Annotated in this window: 25 protein-coding genes and 1 pseudogene; 21 read left to right on the top strand and 5 right to left on the bottom strand. The window is 39.4% G+C overall.

Annotation, left to right across the window (positions count from 1 at the left end; translation table 11 throughout):
• The 8 genes and pseudogenes from QL989_RS05610 to QL989_RS05575 all read left to right on the top strand — a co-directional run.
• The coding region (locus QL989_RS05610; protein WP_290168911.1) for a hypothetical protein at positions 1 to 343 on the top strand (343 nt) is incomplete at its 5' end.
• Positions 344 to 410: 67 nt separating this feature from the next.
• On the top strand, positions 411 to 584 hold the full coding sequence (locus QL989_RS05605; RefSeq protein ID WP_290168909.1) for a hypothetical protein: 174 nt from the start codon (positions 411 to 413) through the stop codon (positions 582 to 584).
• A gap of 276 nt (positions 585 to 860) precedes the next feature.
• A pseudogene (locus tag QL989_RS05600) lies at positions 861 to 1,617 on the top strand (hypothetical protein).
• 57 nt (positions 1,618 to 1,674) lie between these two features.
• Positions 1,675 to 2,118 (top strand): hypothetical protein, encoded by a 444-nt coding sequence (locus QL989_RS05595; protein WP_290168907.1) that lies wholly within the window; start codon positions 1,675 to 1,677, stop codon positions 2,116 to 2,118.
• Positions 2,119 to 2,234: 116 nt separating this feature from the next.
• Entirely contained in the window at positions 2,235 to 2,930 is a 696-nt protein-coding gene (locus tag QL989_RS05590; RefSeq protein WP_178955396.1) for an aspartate/glutamate racemase family protein, read from the top strand.
• 85 nt (positions 2,931 to 3,015) lie between these two features.
• The gene (locus QL989_RS05585) at positions 3,016 to 3,546 is read left to right on the top strand and encodes a hypothetical protein (RefSeq protein ID WP_290168906.1); all 531 of its coding nucleotides are present in this window, start codon (positions 3,016 to 3,018) and stop codon (positions 3,544 to 3,546) included.
• Between the two features lie 317 nt (positions 3,547 to 3,863).
• Entirely contained in the window at positions 3,864 to 4,394 is a 531-nt protein-coding gene (locus tag QL989_RS05580; RefSeq protein WP_290168904.1) for a DUF6795 domain-containing protein, read from the top strand.
• A 32-nt stretch (positions 4,395 to 4,426) separates the two neighbouring features.
• Complete coding sequence (locus QL989_RS05575) at positions 4,427 to 5,575, top strand: lipase family protein (RefSeq protein WP_290168901.1); 1,149 nt, start codon at positions 4,427 to 4,429, stop codon at positions 5,573 to 5,575.
• A gap of 72 nt (positions 5,576 to 5,647) precedes the next feature.
• Here the strand turns inward: QL989_RS05575 and QL989_RS05570 are convergent, their stop codons facing one another.
• The 5 genes from QL989_RS05570 to flgA all read right to left on the bottom strand — a co-directional run bounded on the left by QL989_RS05570 (position 5,648) and on the right by flgA (position 9,696).
• The gene (locus QL989_RS05570) at positions 5,648 to 5,845 is read right to left on the bottom strand and encodes a CsbD family protein (protein ID WP_008111942.1); all 198 of its coding nucleotides are present in this window, start codon (positions 5,843 to 5,845) and stop codon (positions 5,648 to 5,650) included.
• Positions 5,846 to 6,166: 321 nt separating this feature from the next.
• The gene (locus QL989_RS05565; protein ID WP_138594161.1) at positions 6,167 to 7,684 is read right to left on the bottom strand and encodes a DUF3360 family protein; all 1,518 of its coding nucleotides are present in this window, start codon (positions 7,682 to 7,684) and stop codon (positions 6,167 to 6,169) included.
• 447 nt (positions 7,685 to 8,131) lie between these two features.
• Complete coding sequence (gene flgN / locus QL989_RS05560; RefSeq protein WP_054202051.1) at positions 8,132 to 8,554, bottom strand: flagellar export chaperone FlgN; 423 nt, start codon at positions 8,552 to 8,554, stop codon at positions 8,132 to 8,134.
• Positions 8,551 to 8,841, bottom strand: a complete 291-nt coding sequence (flgM, locus tag QL989_RS05555) for a flagellar biosynthesis anti-sigma factor FlgM (RefSeq protein ID WP_290168898.1) — start codon at positions 8,839 to 8,841, stop codon at positions 8,551 to 8,553. The genes flgN and flgM overlap by 4 nt, the downstream gene beginning before the upstream one ends.
• A 93-nt stretch (positions 8,842 to 8,934) precedes the next feature.
• Entirely contained in the window at positions 8,935 to 9,696 is a 762-nt protein-coding gene (gene flgA, locus QL989_RS05550; protein ID WP_290168895.1) for a flagellar basal body P-ring formation chaperone FlgA, read from the bottom strand.
• 59 nt (positions 9,697 to 9,755) lie between these two features.
• Here flgA and flgB point away from each other — a divergent pair, with 59 nt between their 5' ends.
• The 13 genes from flgB to QL989_RS05485 all read left to right on the top strand — a co-directional run bounded on the left by flgB (position 9,756) and on the right by QL989_RS05485 (position 20,797).
• Positions 9,756 to 10,175, top strand: coding sequence for a flagellar basal body rod protein FlgB (flgB, locus tag QL989_RS05545; protein WP_010391142.1), 420 nt, complete (start codon positions 9,756 to 9,758; stop codon positions 10,173 to 10,175).
• Positions 10,175 to 10,591 carry a flagellar basal body rod protein FlgC gene (gene flgC / locus QL989_RS05540; protein WP_010391144.1) on the top strand — a complete coding sequence of 139 codons (417 nt, stop codon included), beginning with the start codon at positions 10,175 to 10,177 and terminating at the stop codon, positions 10,589 to 10,591. The genes flgB and flgC overlap by 1 nt, the downstream gene beginning before the upstream one ends.
• Before the next feature lie 4 nt (positions 10,592 to 10,595).
• Positions 10,596 to 11,249 (top strand): flagellar hook capping FlgD N-terminal domain-containing protein, encoded by a 654-nt coding sequence (locus QL989_RS05535; protein WP_290168890.1) that lies wholly within the window; start codon positions 10,596 to 10,598, stop codon positions 11,247 to 11,249.
• Positions 11,250 to 11,267: 18 nt separating this feature from the next.
• Entirely contained in the window at positions 11,268 to 12,587 is a 1,320-nt protein-coding gene (locus QL989_RS05530) for a flagellar hook-basal body complex protein (protein ID WP_290168888.1), read from the top strand.
• Between the two features lie 11 nt (positions 12,588 to 12,598).
• Positions 12,599 to 13,330: a flagellar basal body rod protein FlgF gene (flgF, locus tag QL989_RS05525; protein ID WP_055011654.1), complete on the top strand. Its 732-nt coding sequence runs from the start codon at positions 12,599 to 12,601 to the stop codon at positions 13,328 to 13,330.
• A 14-nt stretch (positions 13,331 to 13,344) separates the two neighbouring features.
• The gene (gene flgG, locus QL989_RS05520; protein WP_010391154.1) at positions 13,345 to 14,130 is read left to right on the top strand and encodes a flagellar basal-body rod protein FlgG; all 786 of its coding nucleotides are present in this window, start codon (positions 13,345 to 13,347) and stop codon (positions 14,128 to 14,130) included.
• 2 nt (positions 14,131 to 14,132) lie between these two features.
• On the top strand, positions 14,133 to 14,855 hold the full coding sequence (locus tag QL989_RS05515) for a flagellar basal body L-ring protein FlgH (RefSeq protein ID WP_290168884.1): 723 nt from the start codon (positions 14,133 to 14,135) through the stop codon (positions 14,853 to 14,855).
• An 18-nt stretch (positions 14,856 to 14,873) separates the two neighbouring features.
• Positions 14,874 to 15,983 carry a flagellar basal body P-ring protein FlgI gene (locus tag QL989_RS05510; RefSeq protein WP_290168883.1) on the top strand — a complete coding sequence of 370 codons (1,110 nt, stop codon included), beginning with the start codon at positions 14,874 to 14,876 and terminating at the stop codon, positions 15,981 to 15,983.
• A gap of 11 nt (positions 15,984 to 15,994) precedes the next feature.
• Entirely contained in the window at positions 15,995 to 16,456 is a 462-nt protein-coding gene (locus QL989_RS05505; RefSeq protein WP_290168882.1) for a rod-binding protein, read from the top strand.
• 6 nt (positions 16,457 to 16,462) lie between these two features.
• Complete coding sequence (gene flgK, locus QL989_RS05500) at positions 16,463 to 17,770, top strand: flagellar hook-associated protein FlgK (RefSeq protein ID WP_198522306.1); 1,308 nt, start codon at positions 16,463 to 16,465, stop codon at positions 17,768 to 17,770.
• A gap of 11 nt (positions 17,771 to 17,781) precedes the next feature.
• Complete coding sequence (gene flgL, locus QL989_RS05495; RefSeq protein ID WP_138605567.1) at positions 17,782 to 18,678, top strand: flagellar hook-associated protein FlgL; 897 nt, start codon at positions 17,782 to 17,784, stop codon at positions 18,676 to 18,678.
• 27 nt (positions 18,679 to 18,705) lie between these two features.
• The gene (locus QL989_RS05490) at positions 18,706 to 19,731 is read left to right on the top strand and encodes a flagellin (protein ID WP_138605565.1); all 1,026 of its coding nucleotides are present in this window, start codon (positions 18,706 to 18,708) and stop codon (positions 19,729 to 19,731) included.
• A 175-nt stretch (positions 19,732 to 19,906) separates the two neighbouring features.
• On the top strand, positions 19,907 to 20,797 hold the full coding sequence (locus QL989_RS05485; protein WP_290168878.1) for a flagellin: 891 nt from the start codon (positions 19,907 to 19,909) through the stop codon (positions 20,795 to 20,797).
• Positions 20,798 to 20,800: the final 3 nt, after the last annotated feature.

Below are 20,800 nucleotides of genomic sequence, written 5' to 3'. Positions count from 1 at the left end.
AACTCATGAAATTAGCATGTTAAAAAGAACTCTAAATTTAGTTTTACTATTTACTCATGTAATTTTTTTATTTGCAGTAGCTGCCATAGCATTCGATCGTGAGAGTTTTGAGGCGATAAGTAACGCAAGATATGGCAATAGCGCTCCCTTAATGCAATCTAAATTAGCAGATATATTTGTATCCTCTTGGTTTGCTTACTTGTGCTTAGCTTTGATCCCCATAACTTTAATGAAAGAGCGCTCTATGAAAAGCTATAACGTTCGAATTTATTCAAATGTACTAGCTTCGTTTATATGCGGATTAATAATCTATATATTTACTAATAAACTGTATAGTTTATAAGGTTTATTTAATGAGACTTTTAGCTTCTTTAATCGGAAATTTATAATTTAAAAGGAAAAAATATCAAATGGAAAATATTTTTTGTGGGTATTATGATGAGGAAACGGAGCAGGATGTTCCATTACAACCAAACATTAGTGAAGCTATAACCTTTTTCAAAAGTTTTATTTGGGAGAATGAAAATTCAGAATCCGCCATGAAAATTTTATTTTTTCAAGCTTTAGGGGATAATGAGGCTTAATTACAAATAAGTTGCCTAGAAAAAAGTTTATGGTGCATTTCTACCAGTGTTTCTATCCGAAGGCGCTTTCTTGGACCTTTTTTTAAGCGTAACACCTTCAAAATCTTTATAGATAAAAATGAAGATGAAACAGAAAGTATAATACGTTTATTTTATGATAGTTCGCCTCACAAATTTGCTGCCTTTTTAAAAAATAGTAAAGGCTAAGCCTTAAGAGGAGTTACACATTTAATCTCTTTATAAATCTATTCTATTACTTTGAATAAAGGACTATCAATGAAGTATCTAAATTACAATATTACTTTGCCTATCTCTATTTTTCACATCGAACACATTTGCGCTTGAGCAAAAGTATCACGAGAGTGTTTTACCTGTTATTGCTGCTTTTAAAACGCATGATAAAACTGCGATTGCTGCGCATATTCGCTACCCTCTAAAAAGGCAGTATCCACTTCCTGATATTAAAAATGAAGCTGAGTTTATTAACCGCTTTGATGAAGTGTTTGATGAGGAACTTGTTGCCGTTATTGGCAGCTCTAATATCAATACCGATTGGGATAACGTAGGTTGGCGCGGCATTATGCTAAATAACGGCGTAATGTGGGTAGACACAGACGGCAAAGTTATTGCTGTGAATACACAAAATACCACTGAGCAAGCACATGCAGAAAAGTTAATCGCTCAAGATAAACAATCACTCCATTCAAGTATTAAAACCTTTCAAAAACCAATACTTGATTGGAAAACAGCTAACTATCGTGTTCGCATTGATGATTTAGGCGATGGAAACTTCCGCTATGCGTCGTGGAGTATTGATAAAAACCCAAGCGATAAGCCTGATATCGTTTTATTTCATGGTGAGATAAAGTTTAGTGGCAGTGGCGGTAATCACAGTTATACGTTTGAAAATGGACGTTACAGTTACGTGTTACATGTCACTATTATTGGTTGCGATACATCTTCACTTGGTTGGCTTGAAGTATATAAAAACGATAAGCAATTGTTATTTGAAGGCGCTGTAAGTAAAGGTTAATACAGTAGCGAAAAGAGTACATAGTTACTAATGATTAAACAGAATTAGATATAAAATATGAAAATAGAAGATATAAAACTTAAAATTGAAAGCTCTGAATTTTATAAAAACTATAATGTTAAACAGTTGATTAAACTGGTTATTGATTTATATGAAAGCTACCGAATTGAAAATACTAATTTAGAGTATGACGGCGATATGCTTCTTTTTCAGTGCGGGGAAGATAGCCTTAGTAAAGACTACTTTATTGTTGATATTACACGCCAAATTATTCCTGATTTAGACGACATAGATGAAGCTACAGATGCTATGCAGCAACTTAGTACGACTTTTAAATTTTTACCAAGCGAGGCTGCATTTGCGCTTTCAACAACGAGTCAGTGGTGTTCTGCGTTAAATGAGGTTGATGGTCTTAGGGCGTTTATTGAAAATAGTGAAGCTTTTCAATGGGCTATTAAAAATGATGTGGTAAAAGTAGATATTGAATTATCTTATATATAAATATTAAAACAATAACTGTAGTCGCATGAGTTGCATCTTACTTCTTTGCTTACTGTCAATGTAAAAAATTATTTAGCAATTTTCTGCTCTTAACCACTTTTAAAGAAGGCAATTTTATGAAAACGATTGGCATGCTCGGAGGTATGAGTTGGGAGTCTACAACCAGCTATTACAAAGCCTTAAACGAAGGCGTTAAAAACTCATTGGGTGGACTACATTCAGCCAAAATTTGTATGGTGAGCGTCGATTTTGCAAAAATTGAAGCACTACAGCATCAAGGCGATTGGCAACAAACAGCTAAGTTACTCACCAAGGCGGCTAAATCTGTTGAGGCTGGTGGTGCCGACTTTTTACTTATTTGTACCAACACTATGCATAAAGTGGCCGATGAGATTGCCAGTAATATTACCATTCCTATTTTGCACATAGCCGATGCCACCGCCGAGCAACTAAAGCACGATAACATTACGCGAGTAGGGTTGTTGGGAACGCAATTTACAATGGAGCAAAACTTTTACAAAGAGCGTTTAACCGATAAGCATAATATTGAGGTATTAATACCTGAGCCTAATGAGCGAAAGCGTGTGCACGAGGTTATTTATTCGCAGTTATGCCAAGGGATTATTGATGACGATTCGCGAGCCGATTATGTGCGTATTATAGAGCGATTATTTGAGCAAGGCGCGCAGGCCATCATTTTAGGCTGTACTGAAATCGCCTTGTTGGTAAAGCCACAACATACGCAGGTTCCGCTTTACGATACTACCAAAATACATGCCGAAGCAGCAGTAAAACTAGCGCTGGCTAAATAAATAAGGTTGAGCTTAATTCTGTAAATAATCACTTCGTTATGCTTGCATACACTGATGCTAATAGTTTAGGAATCTGGGGGGAGAGGTGAAAAAGCTTACTATTTATTTGTTACTTTTATTATCTGTTGGATATTCTGCAGTTGCTTTATATTCGCTCATCAATAGTGATATTGAAGATGTTATTATTTGCAGCACTAATGAGAATACTCACTACATCCCAAGTGATGCTTGTGAATATTACTTACTTAATTATAGAGCAGATAAGAGTGATATTGAATCACTTGAATCAGGCGCTGGTCTAGCATTTTTATTTGAAATTAAAGATATAGATAAGCGCGATGTTTATATCAAATACTTTATTTCTAAAGGAATCAAAGTAAATACGTTAAGTCACATAGATGGTTTATCACCTCTACACTCGGCTATTTTGCTTAATGACTTTGGTTTAGTGCAACTTTTAATGGATAAAGGCGCGAGTATTACCATTAAAGAAAAATCACATGGGCTTACACCTTTAGAGTTTATTCATAAACTGAGTGAAAAAAATGCTCAGATAGATAGGCAGCTGATATCTGAACTTTTGACGTCGATTTCAAATAATAAACAGGCTGGTTAATTCAAAGAATTACCGAATATGTTAAATCTAGTGATTCTATTATTTACCAACAAAAAAACCGCCAATTGGCGGTTTTTTATTACAAGTAAAGCTGTTAACACGCTTTATATTAATGACCTTTCTCAAAGTCATTTACTTCACGCTTGGCTTAACTTCCTTTAACCTATACATCTGAAGCTTTAATTATTGTATTTTATATGGGCTTGTTTATCATATGAGGTCTATTTACAAAGGCATGTGAATATTTAAGCTTATAGGGAATCATGTAGCAACCCTCCACAAAAATGTTCACGGCCTATTTTTAAGGCTTCTTGTTTATGTCATTTTTAACGACACTTAAAAAGTTTGGTAATCATATTGGTGCTTACAAAGTGCACTTGTGCCCTGAGGTGAAAGGTCAAGTTAGTGAAAAGGGCAAGCCTTTATCTAATGTGAGAATAGACAGAGTATTAAATTTTTCTGATGGCAAATGTGCTGAAGATTTCACTTACACGGATAAGAACGGAAGTTTCTTACTACCTGAAATTAATATCCGCTCTAATCAACCAGCAGTCCCACTTGCTGAGATTTTTACTTCTCAAGCTATTTATTTATCCTACAATCATGAAGAATATTGCCTTTGGGGTTCCAGATTGTCAGGCGTTAAATACCGAGAGGAATATGCAAAAAAATTAAGGCAATTAATAGCCGATACCACTGATGAAAAGGTTCTTTTTAAATTTGAGAATAAGAAAACTGAAGGCTATAAATTTGAAGCTTTAAGTATTTGTCGTTGGTCTGATGATTTTGAAGTAGTGGAAAAAAATGCTTATTTTGACCTTTCAGAAATTGAAACGGATGATAATTAATAAAACAAAACCTAAATTATAAGGAAATATTGATGAATGTTTTAAGCCCTGCAATAGCTGCTAACTTTGCTGCTATCTCATACGAAAGCCTTGATAAAAGAGGCTTGAGAGCTAACCCATATTTTGAAAGGATTAGCTCTTTATTTTCATTCGAATCAGAATCTATAAAAGGTGTAAGTGGTTCTATTCTTGAACGAGTTTTTAATCACTCGACCAATTTTGGCTGTATTGCAAAAGGTAAGAAGGGTGCATATGAAGATGATTATGTTTTAGCTTTACGTGGCACGGCTAAAATCCGTGATGTTGTTACTGATTTACATTGTGGTTTAAGTACTTGCATTAATGACCAACCAGTACATGCAGGCTTCAACCATACATTTAACTCCTTTAAAAATCAGTTAGAGCTATACTTTAAACACGGGACTAAGAAAAAATTAAACATTCATGTTGTAGGTCATAGTTTAGGTGGTGCTTTAGCAAACTTAGCTGCTAACTGGTTAAAGCACCGCTTTGATGCCAATGTAAAATTATATACTTTTGGTGCACCGCGAGTAGGTTATAATAGTTTTGCAGTAAAAACTGAGTCCGCAACAGATAACAGCATTTATCGTTGTGTACATGCAGCCGACCCTGTTCCTTTAGTGCCTGTGTGGCCATTTATGCATACGGAGCAAGAATATATTTTACACGGTGCTGCCACCATTACTCCAAAAGCACATAGTATGACTAAGGAGACGCCAGGATATTTGCATACAGCAAGCAACTTCAAAAGTTATTCTGCTATTAACAAGAGAATGGAAAAACGAATTCAAGAAGAGGTAAGGCTTGATTATGAGAGGCGACTCGAATGTAGCCGCACCTCTAAATGGGCTCGGAAAATTGGTGCCGCTTTAATTACTCATTTACGTGATACTGGTAAATTATATGCGATACAAAATCATTTCTCGAACGCTCTCACAGTATACGACCAGATAGCTAAAGCATTAGCTGATAGCATTGATTTATCTAAAAATTGTACTAAAGATGTAAAAGGGATTTTAGGGCATATGCTGACATTTTGTGGCTATCCATTTCAGGTGATTTCTTTTACTTACGCTTCTATTAGACATATTTTGCAATTAATGCTTAAGAATATTTTTGCACTTGCTGGCGAAGCGTTAGCATTAGCAAAACCTTCCTAAAATTAAGGTATACAAAAAAACCGCCAATTGGCGGTTTTTTATTAGCAAGTAAAGCTGTTAACACGCTTTATATTAATGACCTTTCTCAAAGTCATTTACTTCGCGCTCGGCTTCATCTTTGGATTTACCGTATTTTTGCTGAATTTTACCAACAAGCTCTGTACGGCTACCTTCAATTTTATCTAAATCATCGTTGGTAAGATCGCCCCATTTTTGTTGCGCTTTACCTTTAAGTTCTTTCCAGTTTCCTTCGATACGATCGCTATTCATAATTAGCTCCTTATTAAGAGTGATGATTTTTCATTTTAAAAGCGTTACTAATAAAATGATTTTTAACGTTCAATTATATAGGTGCAAAGCCTATACCAGAAAGTGAAATGTTAAGTTTTATTTATATATCAAGCAGTTATGATATTTTGGTGCGTAAAGCTTTTTAGCTGGTGGCGAGTTTTATAAAAATTCTGCAGGGTGGCTTGTAATTATTTCAGGGACTGTTACTTCAGGGGGGATTATTACAGGAACACTGTGCTGGATTTTATAAGAACAAAAAAAGCGAGCTATTAAAGCTCGCTTTGCTGTTTAATAAAGGAATTAATGTCTAAAGTTTGGCATTAGCGCAGGAATGCCTGGCAGCATACCTACCAGTGCCATTACACCGGTTAATAGCACAAACATAATAAGTGGGATGACCCAGCGGCTCATTCGCGATAAATCAGCACTTCTTTCTTTACAGCCAATAAGGCCCAAGTTATCAAGTAGCATAGTTAGTGACCAACCAAATGCAGGGTTTACTAGGCTTGATGCAAACACCACAATGGCGGCTGATTGGGTGGTTTTACCTTCACGGGTCATTTCCATACCCGCTTCAAGTAGTGGAATAAACACCCCTACAATTAATGCAACACACAATACTGGCTGCCAAATAGCTAAGTCCATTGGATAGCCCCAAACACCCGCGATAATACAAAATAACGCAGTTAAAATTGCGCCTGCAGGAATAGGGCGTTTTGCAATAGCTGCAGGAACAATGTAAGTGCCCCAAGATGACGCAAAGTTAGCACCGCCTAATAGCGAGCCAAAGGTTTGTCTTGTTGATGCGCTAAGCATGGTATCGTCAATATTCATTTGTACTTTTTCAGTACGCTCTGGGTAACTAATTTTTTGAAATACTTGATGGCCTAAAAAGTCAGGCGACCACATAGCAACCGCTAAAACTGCAAAAGGAAGAACAACTACAAAGCTTTCTGCTGTTGGTAAGCCAAGCATCCAACCAGTGTTTTCACCCCACCAGTACATAGGGTTCATATTTGGTAAGCCCGGTGCCGTATGAAACTCAAACGGTGCGCCCAATGCAAAAGCAGTAAAACCACCAATTAAACAGCTCAGTGGCACGGCTAACCAGCGTTTTTTGTAATGCTCCAATAAAGCATAAAGTAAAATTGTGGCTAAGATTACAATAAAGGCAATATGGGTCATTTGAATTTCTTCAGCCCATGCAAACAGCTTTTTAACTTGTGAAATGGTACCCACAAAGCCTAAATAGAGGAGTAGGCCACCACACACCCCTTTACTGGTGAGCTTTGCCATGAGACTGCCGCCTTTACTAAATGCTAATATCAATCCAAAGGCTCCTATGAGCAAACCAAAGGCCATAGGGTGTCCGCCTGCGGCAACCACAATAGGAATTAATGGAATGAGTGGGCCATGAGTACCCGCTAAGTTAGCGGTCGGTAAAATAAAGCCAGAAAATAGTAAAATAAATAACGAGACAATTAAAAGTTCGTAGCGTACGTTTTCAAGTACAAAGCCATCACTCAACCCCAAAGGGCCTGCAAACGTGGCAGCAATGGCTGCAACCATCACAACTTTACCTATAGTTGCGGCCATTGCTGGAATGGTGTCTTCAAATTCAAAGCGATAATCTCTAAACGGTAAATTTGGACGCCAGCGTTTTGGCTGCATAATTTGCAGTTCGTGCTCTAGATAAGCGTCGCGGCTTTCAAACTCAGAGCTCGGTTTATGAAGATTTTCATAGCTATCGGACACGGTTTGAGTATCCGCTCCTGGTATAGCATCAGATGAATTATCATCTAGCGGCTTGGTGGTCATGACTTCTCCTGCAACTTAGTTGCTAACTCAAAATAAAAATACAGCTTTTACAAAGCAAATGAACGTTGAGTGCGCAGGGTAAAACAGCTTGCTACAGATTGTAATTAGGCAAAAGGTCGTGCATAGCCCAGTTTAACGCTTTGTAAGTGTTAACAAAAATAGCAAAGGGATGTGTTGTAACTGGCTTGTTAAATTTAAAAGGTCTTTAAATTCAGTGGTTTATTGTTTTGTTTTTACAGTGTGATCTTGTCATGCAGAATAGCGAAAAGGTCATAAAATCAGCAGATTCAGCAGCAATCATTCTTTAGTCTAATAAAGGTGACGTTAGCCGCTATTTGCTTATTATAAATACAATTAGCCGCAAAGTTGCACAAAAGCTAATAATAGGAGTAAAGTAAAAATATAGCGCAAAGTGACTAAACAAGAAAATGCCTTTATGTAACGTATTTATAAAGGCATTTCTGGGTAAGCTTGTTTGTTTTCACCGCCAGTTAAACGCTGTAACAACCGACGCTGGCTTGAGAGTAATTGCCCTGAGCGTTCATTCATTATTTTGCAGGTTTTAGTTTTTAGCTCAAGCTGATGCAATAGCTTAGTAGTAAGGGTGCTTATATCAACAGGTAGAAGCGCGGTTAATTGTGCTAAACCTTCTTTGCCACCTTGTAAGCCTAAACTCACCAAAAAGCCATCGCGCTGGTTGTGCGATTCATTTAAGCTTTCTAAAAAGCCGAGCATTTTTTTATTATGTGTTTCTAGCTGCACATTACGTTGGCTTAGCAATTCGTATTGCGTTTCAAGTAATTCAATTAACGCGTCTAGCTTAGTAATGTCTTGTTGCAGACTTACAATATACTCTTTTACAGTTTTCATTTTTTATGAAGTTCAACCATAGCGTTAAAGGTTTCATCAATATTAATTTTAAATTCACCACTGGCAATTGCCGCTTTCATCATGGCTACTTTATCCATATCAACGTCTGGCTTTGCAGCTAAATCTTGAAATGTTGAGTCTATTGATTTACTCAATGCACTCACTGAGTTTGCTTGCTCTTGTTTAGTCGCTACAGGTTGTTGTTCTGGTTTTGCATCCAGTGAAGAACGCTGGTTTGTTTTTTGGCTTTGCTCTAACGCAGTGGTTGTTATTGCACTTATATTCATTGTTTATTACCTAATTCGTTTATCGAATTTATATTGCTTAGTTTATATCAGCGACCAAGTGCAAGCATTACTTAACTTTTATTTCGACATTTTTTAAAATGTCGCCTCTGCCACGCCTTGCGCAATTACTCTACCTTGAACTACTTTTTTTGATGATAAATTTTTTACATTAATAACCTCACCAAGCTGGCCATCTTCAAGAGCAATGGCTTTAACATTGGCTGAGAAAGTTGCGGTATTTATTTGCAGTGAAATATGCTCATTTTTATTGATTAAATACTGCTTTTCTAGGTATCGGGTGGAGATCACCGTGCCTTTATCAATCTCGCGTTTAACGGTAAGTCCAACTAGCTGGTCAATACCGGTTTCGCCTTGGTGGCGGTGCTTACCTAAATCCACGCTTTTATATTCTAAGTCTTGTTTATTAAGCACTTTACCTCGGTTTAAAGTGTGCTTGGCAGCTACTAGGTTTATCCACACACTTACTTTGGCACTGGCCCTAAAACGCCAAGCAGGCGATGGGCAAGATACAGAAACACTTACTCTGCCTGCGGGTGGCGTGTGACTTTGTGAGCGAGTGATTTGCAATTCATCACAGCTTAAATTTTCGCTGCCTTTAGGAATAAATAATTCTATATCTTGTCGCTGACTTTGCGAATTAACCGAGCGCAAATAGCTCTTAATTTCACTGTGCAAAAACTGCCGAATTTCTTTATCAAAATTAATGGGGATGGCCATAGCATGAGCTGGCAGAAGTCCAATAGTTAAAAGTAAGCGGAAAAGCCAACGCTTCCCTTGGGGAAGTTTAGCTTCCGTGTGTTGGGCTGTTTTTTGCTCTTTTTTTATGTAAGTCATTGAAAAAATATACTTTTAAAAGTTGGCATAAAGGTTGTTATACACAAGGTAGAAAGTGTATGCGAAGCGCGAAAGCATACAAGAAACAAAAATTAGAGGCAACAATGGAACTATTTGATAAAGCGTTAGGTGTTCACCCTTTTTCAATGAAATTAAGGTTAGACAGAGCAGAAGTCATTGCCAGTAACTTGGCTAATGTTGACACGCCTGGGTTTAAATCTCGAGATGTAGATTACCGTCAAATTATGCAAAGTGTTTCATCCAGTTTTTCGCAAAACAGAGATGTTGATTTTGCTGGTGTACAAACGGATGAACTTAAATATCGCGTTCCTTATCAACCATCAAGTGATGGCAATACTGTTGAGTTAAATATTGAGCAAGCAAAATTTGCCAGCAACAGTATGGATTTTCAAACCAGTTTGACCTTCTTAAATATGAAAATAAATGGCTTACATAAAGTTATTTCAGGGAAATCATAATGTCTTTTAATTCAATTTATGACGCTAGCGGCAGCGCTATGCGCGCTCAAGTTATTCGCCTCGATACCATTGCATCTAACCTAGCCAATGCCGATACCGCAGCCGGTTCAGAAGCCGACGCTTACAAGGCACTTAAACCAGTATTTTCTGCTTTGTACAAACAAACACAAGACAGCCAATCAATTTCAGCCTCGGTTGATGTATTAGGGATCACTGAGTCAAACCGTGCGGTAGAGCAGCGCTACGAGCCAAATAACCCAATTGCTAACAACGATGGTTATGTATTTTACTCCAACGTAAATGCACTTGAAGAAATGGCCGACATGATGTCTGCAAGTCGCAGCTACCAAACATCTGTTGAAGTTATGGGGCGTGTAAATAGCATGCAGCAAAGCATTCTTAAGTTAGGACAATAATTTTATGCAAGTTAATTCAGCCGTTCCAAGCGCAGCCGACGGGGCAAAAAACACTACGAATATTGCCGGTAATAGCTCAGCAGATGAAATGTCGACCATGTTTTTAGAGTTACTTGTTGCGCAAATTAGTAATCAAAATCCATTACAACCTATGGACGGCACTCAATATGTGAGCCAGCTTGCGGAGTTTTCTAATGTTGAGTCGTTACAAAGCATTCGCCAAAACACCGCCGATGGTTTGGATTATGTGAGCAGCTTAGCGGTGCTTGAAGCCACTAATATGGTTGGCCAAACGGTTGATGTACAAGCAAGCAGTATTGCCCTTGAACAAGATGGCAGTGTCTCTGGCATGGTTAATTTAGGGGAAGCCGCAGACTCTGTCACTGTGCAACTTTATAACCAAGATGGTGAATTAGTTGAAGAAAAACAACTGCCTTATTCTGGAGTCGGTTCATTGCGTTTTGAATTTGAAAACCAAGAAGCCGGTGCGTATGCAGTGAGAGCGTATGCCACTACAGCAGAGGTACCAAAGCAGCTTGATACTTGGCTAAGGGGTGAGGTTGAGCGTGTTTCTGTAGGTAAATCGTTAGAAGATATTTTATTGCAAGTCGATGGTTTGGGTAATTTTGGTATCACTGAAATTAATCAAGTGGCATAAATAAGAGGAATAAATAATATGTCTATGTTCAATATAGGATTAAGTGGTCTTAAAAGTACCCAAACAGGATTAGAAGTAACCAGTAATAATATTGCTAACTCAGGTACTGCTGGTTATAAAAATAACACCGCAGAATTTGCTGCAGTGTATAACGGCAGTCAACGCGGCGGTGTTAAAGTTGCCAATGTTAAAGAAGATTTTGTCACCGGTGGTGAAATTGTGCGCACCGGTAATGCGCTGGATATTGCTATTGATGGCCAAGGTTTTTTTGCCATATCAGAAAACGGCCGTACGGCTTACACCCAAGCAGGCCAGTTTCAGTTAGATAACGACTTAAATATTGTTAATGCCAACGGCGGCAAACTACAAGGTTTTGGCGTGTCTCAAGTTGATGGTGGTGACCCGACAATTGTACCGGGTGTATTAACCGATTTAAAAATTGAAGCCTCAAACATAGAAGCACAAGCCAGCACTAATATTAATTTTAATGGTAACTTAAGTTCTTCTAGCGACGTGATCGCTTATCCAGCTATTTTTGATCCTAAAGATGGCAGTCAATATAACTTTTCTCAATCTACCGAAGTGTTCGACTCATTAGGTAATAGCCATGTAATGACCCAGTACTTTAATCACACGGGTAGCAACGAATGGCAAGCGATGTTTTTCTTAGATGGTAAACCCCTTACTCAAGCTCAGCTTTCAGCGCTTGGTGCGACGACAGGTACTCAAGCTATTGATGATGGTGCGGGTGGTTCAATTAACGCCGGTACCATTAAGCTTAATTTTGATACCGATGGCCAAATGGTGCCGTTTTCAGGCGACTTAACGGCGGTTGATTTAGAAGTGCCTATTACTTCAACGCCTGGTAATGCAGAAATAACCAGTGGTGCAGCAGCATTAAATATCGCGCTTAAATTCGATGGTACAACGCAGTTTGGTTCAAGTTTCAGTGTTAACGAAAACGATGCCAACGGCTATACCTCGGGGGCGTTTTCTGGTGTGAAAGTTGAAGACGACGGCCGTGTATTTGCAACATTTACTAACGGTGAATCTAAATTACAAGGTCAGGTTGTACTTGCCTCGTTTGCGAATGTTGATGGTCTAGAGCAAGGCAGTAATACCGTGTGGTATCAAACTGAAGAGTCAGGCTCTGCACTTTATGGCGAGCCAGAAAGTGGCTCACTGGGTAAATTACTGTCAGGTTCATTTATGGGCTCAAATGTTGATATTAGTGAGCAGCTGGTTGGCTTAATGTCATTTCAACAAAATTACCAAGCCAATGCTAAAACCATCAGCAGCGCTGATGAAATGATGCAAATTTTATTTAGTAACACCTAAGGAAGCTGAGCGTGGAAAAGTTAATTTATACCGCCGTTTCGGGTGCTGAACTTAATAATACCGCCTTACGCGTTGCTGCAAATAACTTAGCAAATGTTAGCACCGTAGGTTTTAAGGCTGACTTAGAGCAAGCGCAATCAATGATGGTACAAGGCGAGGGCTTTCGTACTCGTTACCACGCGCAACTAACACCAGTAACTACTGACTTATCGTCAGGGCCAATCATGGATACTGGCCGTAATCTTGATTTAGCACTGAGCAACGGCGGTTATTTAGAGGTGATGGATGACAATGGCGAACCTGCTTATACCCGTGCGGGTAACTTAGTGGTTGATGCCGATGGCTTTGTTACTGTTAATGGTCGCCGTGTGCAAGGTGACGGTGGCGATATTCAACTCCCTGAATTTGGTGATATTGAAATTGGCTCAAACGGCATGATCAACTTAACCCCCATTGGCGGCGGTGTAATTGCAGAAGATGCGCAAATTAAATTAGCCAGCACCGATGCAAATTTAATTAAAGGTGCTGATGGCTTACTCAGAGCTAACGATTTACAACCGCTTGAAGCCGACGAAACAATTACAGTAAGAACGGGTGCTTTAGAGGGTTCTAATGTGAATGCCGTGGCTGAAATGATCAAAACAATGAATATTAGCCGCCAATTTGAAATGAATGTAAAAATGATGAAGTCTGCTGACGAATTAGCGACCAGCGGTAATAAGCTCATCAGTGGACGTGGGTAAATAGGAAGCCAAACATGAATTCAGCATTATGGGTGAGTAAAACCGGTCTTGCAGCGCAAGATTTAAGAATGACAACAATATCGAATAACCTAGCGAACGTAAGCACTGCCGGTTTTAAAAAAGACAGAGCGGTATTTGAAGATTTATTTTACCAAGTACAAAAACAGCCAGGCGCGCAAGTAGATGAGCTTAATCAGCTGCCATCTGGGATTCAGGTCGGAACCGGTGTTCGTATTAACGGTACGCAAAAGCAATTTACCGAAGGTAGCTTTGAAACAACTAGCAACCAATTAGATGTAGCCATTGCTGGGCAAGGTTTCTTTCAAATTGAAAGTCCTGATGGCGAGTTATTGTTTACCCGTAACGGTCAGTTTCAGCTTAACTCAGAGTCATTACTGGTAAACAGCAACGGCTTACCTTTGGCGCAAAATATTGCGCTACCAGAGGGCACCACTAAAGTGAGTATTGGCACCGACGGCACCGTTACTGCGGTAGTAGGTAAGGATGCGCAAGCGGTTGAGTTAGGTCAAATGTTAACGGTTAACTTTGCAAATCCTGCAGGCCTACAAAGCTTAGGTGGCAATTTGTACCGCGAAACAGCAGCATCTGGTGAACCTGTTGAGGGGATCCCCGGTGAAGATGCTTTTGGTGGCTTGCAACAATTTACTATTGAAGGCTCAAACGTGAGCGTTGTTGATGAAATGGTAAGCATGATTGCCGTACAGCGCGCTTACGAGATGAACGCTAAAGTGGTCTCTGCGGCAGATGAAATGCTGCGCTTTATAAACCAAAACGTATGATTATGATGAATAAGTTAACATTATTTTTGCTGCTTTTAGGTGTTGCTGGTTGCAGCAATACCCCATCAAAAACCCAAATGGTGGAATGCGAAGTGGTGTATGGGGAAGTGAAATGCCCACAAAATACCGCTCAAAAGTCGGTTCAAGACTATGAAATAAGCCAAGATGCCTATGCACAGGGTTTGAATCAGCAAGATGGTAGCTTATTTCAAGATAACTATATGTTTTCTTTGTATGCAGATAAACGTGCTTACCGAGTTGGCGATATTTTAACTGTGGTGCTTAACGAGCGCATGCAATCAAGTAAAAGTGCCGATTCAAGTTTAGATAAAAGTACCGACTTTGATGTTGCTGTGCCAGTTGCTGGTGCACTCAACGTAGCTGATTTTAATTTGGGTATAGGCTCGAGTGCCAAGTTTGACGGGGAAAGCAGCGCCAGCCAACAAAACTTCCTGAGTGGCGCTATTACTGTGCGGGTTAATCATGTTTTATCTAATGGATCGCTGGTTATTAAAGGGCGTAAGCAAATTAAGCTCAACCAAGGTGACGAATACATTGAAATTGAAGGGCTAGTTCGCCCTGGCGATATTGATGTAAGTAACCGTGTTTCGTCGCTTCGTATTGCTGAAGCGCAAATAAGCTATACCGGCAAAGGCACATTGGCTGATGCGAATCGTCCGGGTTGGTTTACCACTTTATTTACCCGATTCTTAAACCCGTTCTAAGGGATTACTGAGGTTTTAATGAAATATTTACTATTAATGTTAGTGTGCTTTTTTAGTCTATTAGCGCCTGCAACTGTGACCGCCAAAGCACGTCCATTATTAGATATTGTTGATGTGCTAGGTGTGCGAGAAAACCAACTAGTGGGTTACGGTTTAGTCGTGGGCTTGCCGGGGTCGGGTGATAAAGCCCAAGTGAAATTTGCCGGCCAATCGCTAAGTAATATGTTGAAGCAATTTGGTGTGTCTGTAGATGAAGAGCGCTTGCCAAAATCAAAAAATATAGCGGCTGTTGCTGTACATGCTACATTGCCGCCCATGGGAAGCCCAGGCCAAGCGATTGATGTAACTGTGAACTCATTAGGCGATGCAAAAAGCTTACATGGTGGCAGCTTAATGTTGACCCCATTAAAGGGAGTTGATGGCAAAGTGTATGCGCTAGCACAAGGTAATTTAGTGGTGGGTGGTATTAATGCCAGTGGTAAAAGTGGCTCCTCGGTGACTGTTAACGTGCCTACTTCAGGGCTTATTCCTAATGGCGCTATTATTGAACGCAGTGTTACGGCTATATATGAAAGTCAAAGCGATGTGATTCTTAATTTAAAAGATCCAAATTATCAAACTGCCCGCAATGTTGTGCGTGCTATTAATAAAGTATTTGGGCCTGATGTCGCTATTGCTGAAAACTGGGCGCGTTTAGTGGTTAGTGCGCCAAGCGATGCCAATAGTCGCAACACGTTTATGTCGATGCTACAAGATATTACGGTAGAGCAAGGCTCTGAGCGTCCTAAAATTGTATTTAATAGTCGCACCGGTACTGTCGTAATGAACAATACAGTGCGAGTTAATCAAGCGGCGGTTAACCATGGTAATTTAACCATTACCATCAGTGAGCAAGAGCAAGTGTCGCAACCTGGGCCGTTTTCAAATGGCCAAACTACGACCACGCAATCAAGTGATATCACAGTAGATCAACAACAAAAAAATATGCTGTTGTGGCCTGAAGGCACCTCATTAGATGAAATTGTAAAAGCGGTAAATGCACTTGGCGCAACGCCAGCCGAGCTTATGTCAATATTAATTGCACTTGATAATGCTGGGGCTCTAGAAGCCGAGCTATTAGTTATTTAAAGGAAATAGCCATGAAAATAGAGTCATCAACCCAATTATCTCAATCATTAGCGATTGACCCGACCCATCTTGAAAACATTACTGGCAACAGTGAGGCCGGCGTTAAACAGGCAGCAGAGCAGTTTGAAGCTATTTTTTTACAGCTGGTATTAAAAAGTATGGATAGCACCACCAAAACTATGGCCGGTGACAATGGTTTTTTTAATAGTAACGAGCAAGCGCAATTTAGAGATATGCATAATGCTCAAACATCGCAGCATTTAGCGTCAACTCATCAACTGGGTTTAGCCGAAGCGATTATTAAGCAGTTTGATGAGAAAATTGCTCCCATAGAAAATACATTTAAGAATAGCCAAAACTTGGTCGCTAATGATCAACATAAAGGTGCTGAAAGCGTTGAGCCAACCCAAAGCTATGATATTTATGCGGGGTCGGCATTTGTTCAGCCATTGAATGCTAATACGATTAGGTAGTTAATTATGTCTATGTTAAATAACGCGTTAAGCGGCCTCAATGCGGCTAATATTGCGCTGACTGTGTCAGGGCAAAATGTGGCGAATGCAGCCGTTGAAGGTTACTCGCGTCAGCAAGCTCAATTTAAAACCTCTAATGTATATTTAGGTGGGGTTGAGGTGGCATCGGTTGATCGGGTTGTTGACGCCTTTTTAAATGACGATATTTGGCGTACTAATTCCGATACCAATTTTTATGAAAACAAACAGTCATACCTAGGCTTTATTGAGCAAATAATTGGTACCGACTCGTTAAACTTAAATAACTCCCTTGCAAGCCTAACCAATGCATTAAATGCAGCGACGACCAAGCCAGACTCACAGGCTTTTAGACAGCAGTTTTTGTCCTCAGTTGAAGGGCTTATGCAAGATTTTGCGCAGATTAATGGCGCACTGGCTGGTCAAGAAACTAAACTCAATGCGCAAATGAGCAATGTGGCACTAAGTGTGTCATCGATTACGAAACAGATAGCCGAAATCAACAGCAGTATTGGGGTAGCAACAGCGAATAATCAATCAACCGCAGAGCAAAAAGACAATCGCGAGCGCTTAGTAAACCAGTTATCAGGGCATATTGGTGTATCTATTGTTGAACGAAATAATGGCTTTATTGATATTAGTACCTCAAGTGGTGCCCCGTTAGTAGTAGGCAGTAAAGCTGCATCAATCTCGGTCAGTGGTACAACAGTCACCAGTGAATTTATTGGCCAGAAATTTACTCTTGATAAAAATGTTGGTGGCCAATTTGGTGGCTTAATAAGCGTTGATAATGATGTAATAAAACCAACTCTTGCAACCTTAAACAGCTTAGTTTCCGACCTTGCTGATGATATGAATGGCGCATTACAAAGCGGTTTTGATTTAAATAACGACCCTGGTGAAGCATTGTTTACTTACAACCCATTAAACCCATTAGGGACGATCGAGATAAACCCTGCGATCACTTCCGATAAGCTTGGTTTTAAAGACAGTAGTACTTCCGGGCCTGGTGATAACTCAAACATTGCTAATATCGTTACCTCAATGGCAGGAAAAGGCGATAAATTTACGTTATTAGTGGGTGAACTGGCAATTACTAGTAAGCAAAATTTAAGTAGTATCTCTACCGCTACGAGTTTAAGTGAAAATGCCATCGCAGCGCGTGATAGCTTTAGTGGTGTAAACCTTGATGAAGAGGCGGCAAGCTTAATGCATTTTCAGCAAATGTATAGTGCCAATGCCAAAGTGATCAGCACCGCCGATCAAATGTTTAAATCTTTACTGCAAATGTTTTAGGGGGCAATGTTATGCGAGTAAGTAGTCATCAGCTTCATTTAAATTCAATAAAAAACATCCAAATTAATACTGAAAATTTTAACGAAAAGTCGACTCAATTAGCAACCAATAAGCGTATTCTTAAGCCGTCTGACGATCCACTTGGCACTGTGATGATTATGAATTTAGGTTCAGAAATTAAATCGCTAGAGCAATACAAAACCAATATGGACGCAGTTAACTTTTCACTAGGTCAACAAGAAGTACAATTGACTGGTATTGTTAACCAAATATATTCCTTACAGAGTTTACTTACTACCGCAGCTGATGATTCGATGGGTGAGGCAGAAATTAAAGCGCTTGGCCAAGAAATGAGTGTGGCTTTTCCAGCGATTGTTGATTTACTTAATGCAACAGATAGCGACGGAAAGTATTACTTTTCGGGCAGCAAAACCGACGAACAACCATTTCAAATCGATGCCACGGGTAATTACGTTTATACCGGTGACGATATTGTCAGAGAAGTTGCTGTATCTGATGACTCAAGTGTAAAAAATAATATTGTGGGTGATGATTTAGACCCAGGTGCCGGCTTTTTAAATGCCATGCAAGACTATCTTGTTGATGTAAATAATCCACCGGCAGGTGGCGTTGGCAATCAATCACGGGTGATGATAGATAAATTAGCAGACTTTTTAGGTACTATTAGTAGCCAAGTGACTACAATTGGTTCTACTATGGCGTCGCTTGATTCTATTACTACCAGTAATCAAGATATCACTACGTTTACGGTGAATTTACAGGATGATTTAAGTGCTGTAGATTACCCTGAAGCGTTTATCTCGATGAAAGAGTCAATGGCGGCGTATGAGTCATCGATGCAGGTTTACTCAACAGTAAGCAAACTTTCATTGTTTTCATACATTTAAAAATTATAATATTTTCAGGAACTAACTATGCTGGTTAAAAGTAGCGAAAAGGCACAAGCAATTGACTTGGTTAATACCAATAAATCGGATGCACTCGTTACATCAACAAAAGATTCTGCTAACAATTTGTGGAAAAACAAAATTGTTGCCAGAGAGGAGCAAGTTAAAGTACTGACTGATTGGGCACAGCGTGGGGCGCTTAGTCAAGCCTTGGCTAGAGCCGAGCAAAGTGAAAGCACAATACGAAATTTGTATATGGGACTTGAAAAGTTAGCACAACAATTAAACACTCAGGCAGCTAACTCTCAGCCACAACCTATGCAACAACAAAAGATTAAAGTTCAAATAGCGTCATTACAAAATGTCGCAAGTAAAAAAGGCTCAGGGCTTGATTCTCAACTAAAAATAACCGACCCAAATCGTGCTATTAGCAAACAGCTTAATGCCAATATAGACCTGCTTAGCGCGCGTCCACATGAAGAAAATATCCAGTTAGTAATGGGGCGTTCGGGTAAATCATTAAGTTTAAAACTACCTGCCTATCAAGACGAAAAAACCAATTTAACTGCTATTCAAAATGCGTTTGCACCACATCATATAAACGTTGAGCTCAACCGTGAAAACCGCCTGCTTTTTAGTGCGCAAAAAGATAATGCGGCTCCACTTTTAGAACCTTGGGTAATGAGTGGTCAAGGTGTACGTGTTGCGGCGGGTAACCCGATTTCGTTGCAGCTTAATGATTTAGATAATCCACTGAATGAACTTGCTAAAGTAGCAGACAAAAATGCCAGTATTGCACAGCACCGCGAACAAATTCAAAGTGCACAGCGCCATTTAAAGGCCAACTTAATAAAAATTCAGGCACAAAAGCAACAGTTGCAAAGCCAGCTAGATCAACTCGATGCTGCTCGTACCTTAGCCAATACAGATGAATTGCTTGCTGTAAGTTTAGGGGTTAAACAGCACATGCAAAGCCCAGGGGTAAATAGTGTGGCTGCAATTATGTCACAAGCAAACATAACTCGTAACATGGTGCAATACTCACTCAATTAATGGTCTGTTAATTTAAATTTAACGTCATCTTTTTCATTATCGCCTGTAATTTAAGGGCTAACTTTAATAATTAGAAAAATGTTTATCTTTTCTCATAATTGGTCGCTCTTAGTTATTAGAAAGTGATTTAGCTCCACTAATTACTTTAACTACAACTTCAAAGAGGAAACTAAACATGGCTCTATCAATTCAATCGAATATGGCTTCAATGTCAATTCAAAACCAGCTTGGTCGCAGCAACAACGATTTATCAACAGCGCTTGAGCGTTTAGGTTCTGGTTTTAAAATTAACTCTGCAAAAGATGATGCGGCTGGTCTACAAATCGCATCACGCTTAAACGCACAAGTACGCGGCCAAGAAGCAGCACTTTATAATTCAAACAATGCCATGTCGATGATGCAAACAGCGGAAGGCGCGTTTGATGAAATGACCAATATTGCTTACCGCATGAAAGAGCTAGCTACACAAGCGCTAAATGGTACTAACGGTACTGATGAGTACACTGCCCAAACTGCAGAATATACTGCTTTGGCTGCAGAACTAGGTAGTATTATGAGCAATACCTCTTATGGTGGTACCAAGTTGCTAGATACGGGTGCTGCAGGTAAATTCACTGCATCTGTAGATTTTCAAGTTGGTTCAAGTACTGCTGAAAAGTTAACCGTTGATATAAGTAAAACTTTATTAGACGGTACTAATGATTCTGTTCAACTGTCAATAAATAATATTACTACTACTGCTTCTACAGGTGTACTTTCAGCGGGTGGTTTAATTGAAAATCAAGCAGATGCAAAGGTTCAGCTTGAATTTGTAGATACGTTAGTTGATACAATCGGTACAGCTCGTTCAGCCCTAGGTGCATCAATGAATCGTCTTGATCATACCATGAATAACGTAACGAACATGAAAGAAAATACTCAAGCGGCAGCGTCTACACTGATGGATGCTGATTTTGCTGCTGAAACATCTAATATGACTAAGCAACAGTTACTTATGAACTCGGGTATTTCTGTACTTAGTACTGCTAACAGCACAACACAAATGATTGGTTCACTTCTTCGTTAATAG

The sequence above is a fragment of the Pseudoalteromonas sp. APC 3224 genome (genome assembly GCF_030407535.1).
In the GTDB taxonomy this organism is placed as follows: Bacteria; Pseudomonadota; Gammaproteobacteria; order Enterobacterales; family Alteromonadaceae; genus Pseudoalteromonas.
This window is presented reverse-complemented; position numbering and strand designations above follow the sequence as displayed.

Excerpts from the sequence above, each read along its gene's own strand:
- QL989_RS05570 (WP_008111942.1), bottom strand. The coding sequence starts at position 5,845 with ATGAATAGCGATCGTATCGAAGGAAACTGGAAAGAACTTAAAGGTAAA.
- flgL (WP_138605567.1), top strand. The coding sequence starts at position 17,782 with ATGCGAGTAAGTAGTCATCAGCTTCATTTAAATTCAATAAAAAACATC.
- QL989_RS05510 (WP_290168883.1), top strand. The coding sequence starts at position 14,874 with ATGAAATATTTACTATTAATGTTAGTGTGCTTTTTTAGTCTATTAGCG.
- flgK (WP_198522306.1), top strand. The coding sequence starts at position 16,463 with ATGTCTATGTTAAATAACGCGTTAAGCGGCCTCAATGCGGCTAATATT.
- flgA (WP_290168895.1), bottom strand. The coding sequence starts at position 9,696 with ATGACTTACATAAAAAAAGAGCAAAAAACAGCCCAACACACGGAAGCT.
- flgC (WP_010391144.1), top strand. The coding sequence starts at position 10,175 with ATGTCTTTTAATTCAATTTATGACGCTAGCGGCAGCGCTATGCGCGCT.
- QL989_RS05490 (WP_138605565.1), top strand. The coding sequence starts at position 18,706 with ATGCTGGTTAAAAGTAGCGAAAAGGCACAAGCAATTGACTTGGTTAAT.
- QL989_RS05605 (WP_290168909.1), top strand. The coding sequence starts at position 411 with ATGGAAAATATTTTTTGTGGGTATTATGATGAGGAAACGGAGCAGGAT.
- flgG (WP_010391154.1), top strand. The coding sequence starts at position 13,345 with ATGAATTCAGCATTATGGGTGAGTAAAACCGGTCTTGCAGCGCAAGAT.
- QL989_RS05580 (WP_290168904.1), top strand. The coding sequence starts at position 3,864 with ATGTCATTTTTAACGACACTTAAAAAGTTTGGTAATCATATTGGTGCT.
- QL989_RS05515 (WP_290168884.1), top strand. The coding sequence starts at position 14,133 with ATGATGAATAAGTTAACATTATTTTTGCTGCTTTTAGGTGTTGCTGGT.
- QL989_RS05505 (WP_290168882.1), top strand. The coding sequence starts at position 15,995 with ATGAAAATAGAGTCATCAACCCAATTATCTCAATCATTAGCGATTGAC.
- flgM (WP_290168898.1), bottom strand. The coding sequence starts at position 8,841 with ATGAATATAAGTGCAATAACAACCACTGCGTTAGAGCAAAGCCAAAAA.
- QL989_RS05575 (WP_290168901.1), top strand. The coding sequence starts at position 4,427 with ATGAATGTTTTAAGCCCTGCAATAGCTGCTAACTTTGCTGCTATCTCA.
- flgN (WP_054202051.1), bottom strand. The coding sequence starts at position 8,554 with ATGAAAACTGTAAAAGAGTATATTGTAAGTCTGCAACAAGACATTACT.
- QL989_RS05565 (WP_138594161.1), bottom strand. The coding sequence starts at position 7,684 with ATGACCACCAAGCCGCTAGATGATAATTCATCTGATGCTATACCAGGA.
- QL989_RS05590 (WP_178955396.1), top strand. The coding sequence starts at position 2,235 with ATGAAAACGATTGGCATGCTCGGAGGTATGAGTTGGGAGTCTACAACC.
- QL989_RS05595 (WP_290168907.1), top strand. The coding sequence starts at position 1,675 with ATGAAAATAGAAGATATAAAACTTAAAATTGAAAGCTCTGAATTTTAT.
- QL989_RS05485 (WP_290168878.1), top strand. The coding sequence starts at position 19,907 with ATGGCTCTATCAATTCAATCGAATATGGCTTCAATGTCAATTCAAAAC.
- QL989_RS05535 (WP_290168890.1), top strand. The coding sequence starts at position 10,596 with ATGCAAGTTAATTCAGCCGTTCCAAGCGCAGCCGACGGGGCAAAAAAC.
- flgB (WP_010391142.1), top strand. The coding sequence starts at position 9,756 with ATGCGAAGCGCGAAAGCATACAAGAAACAAAAATTAGAGGCAACAATG.
- QL989_RS05530 (WP_290168888.1), top strand. The coding sequence starts at position 11,268 with ATGTCTATGTTCAATATAGGATTAAGTGGTCTTAAAAGTACCCAAACA.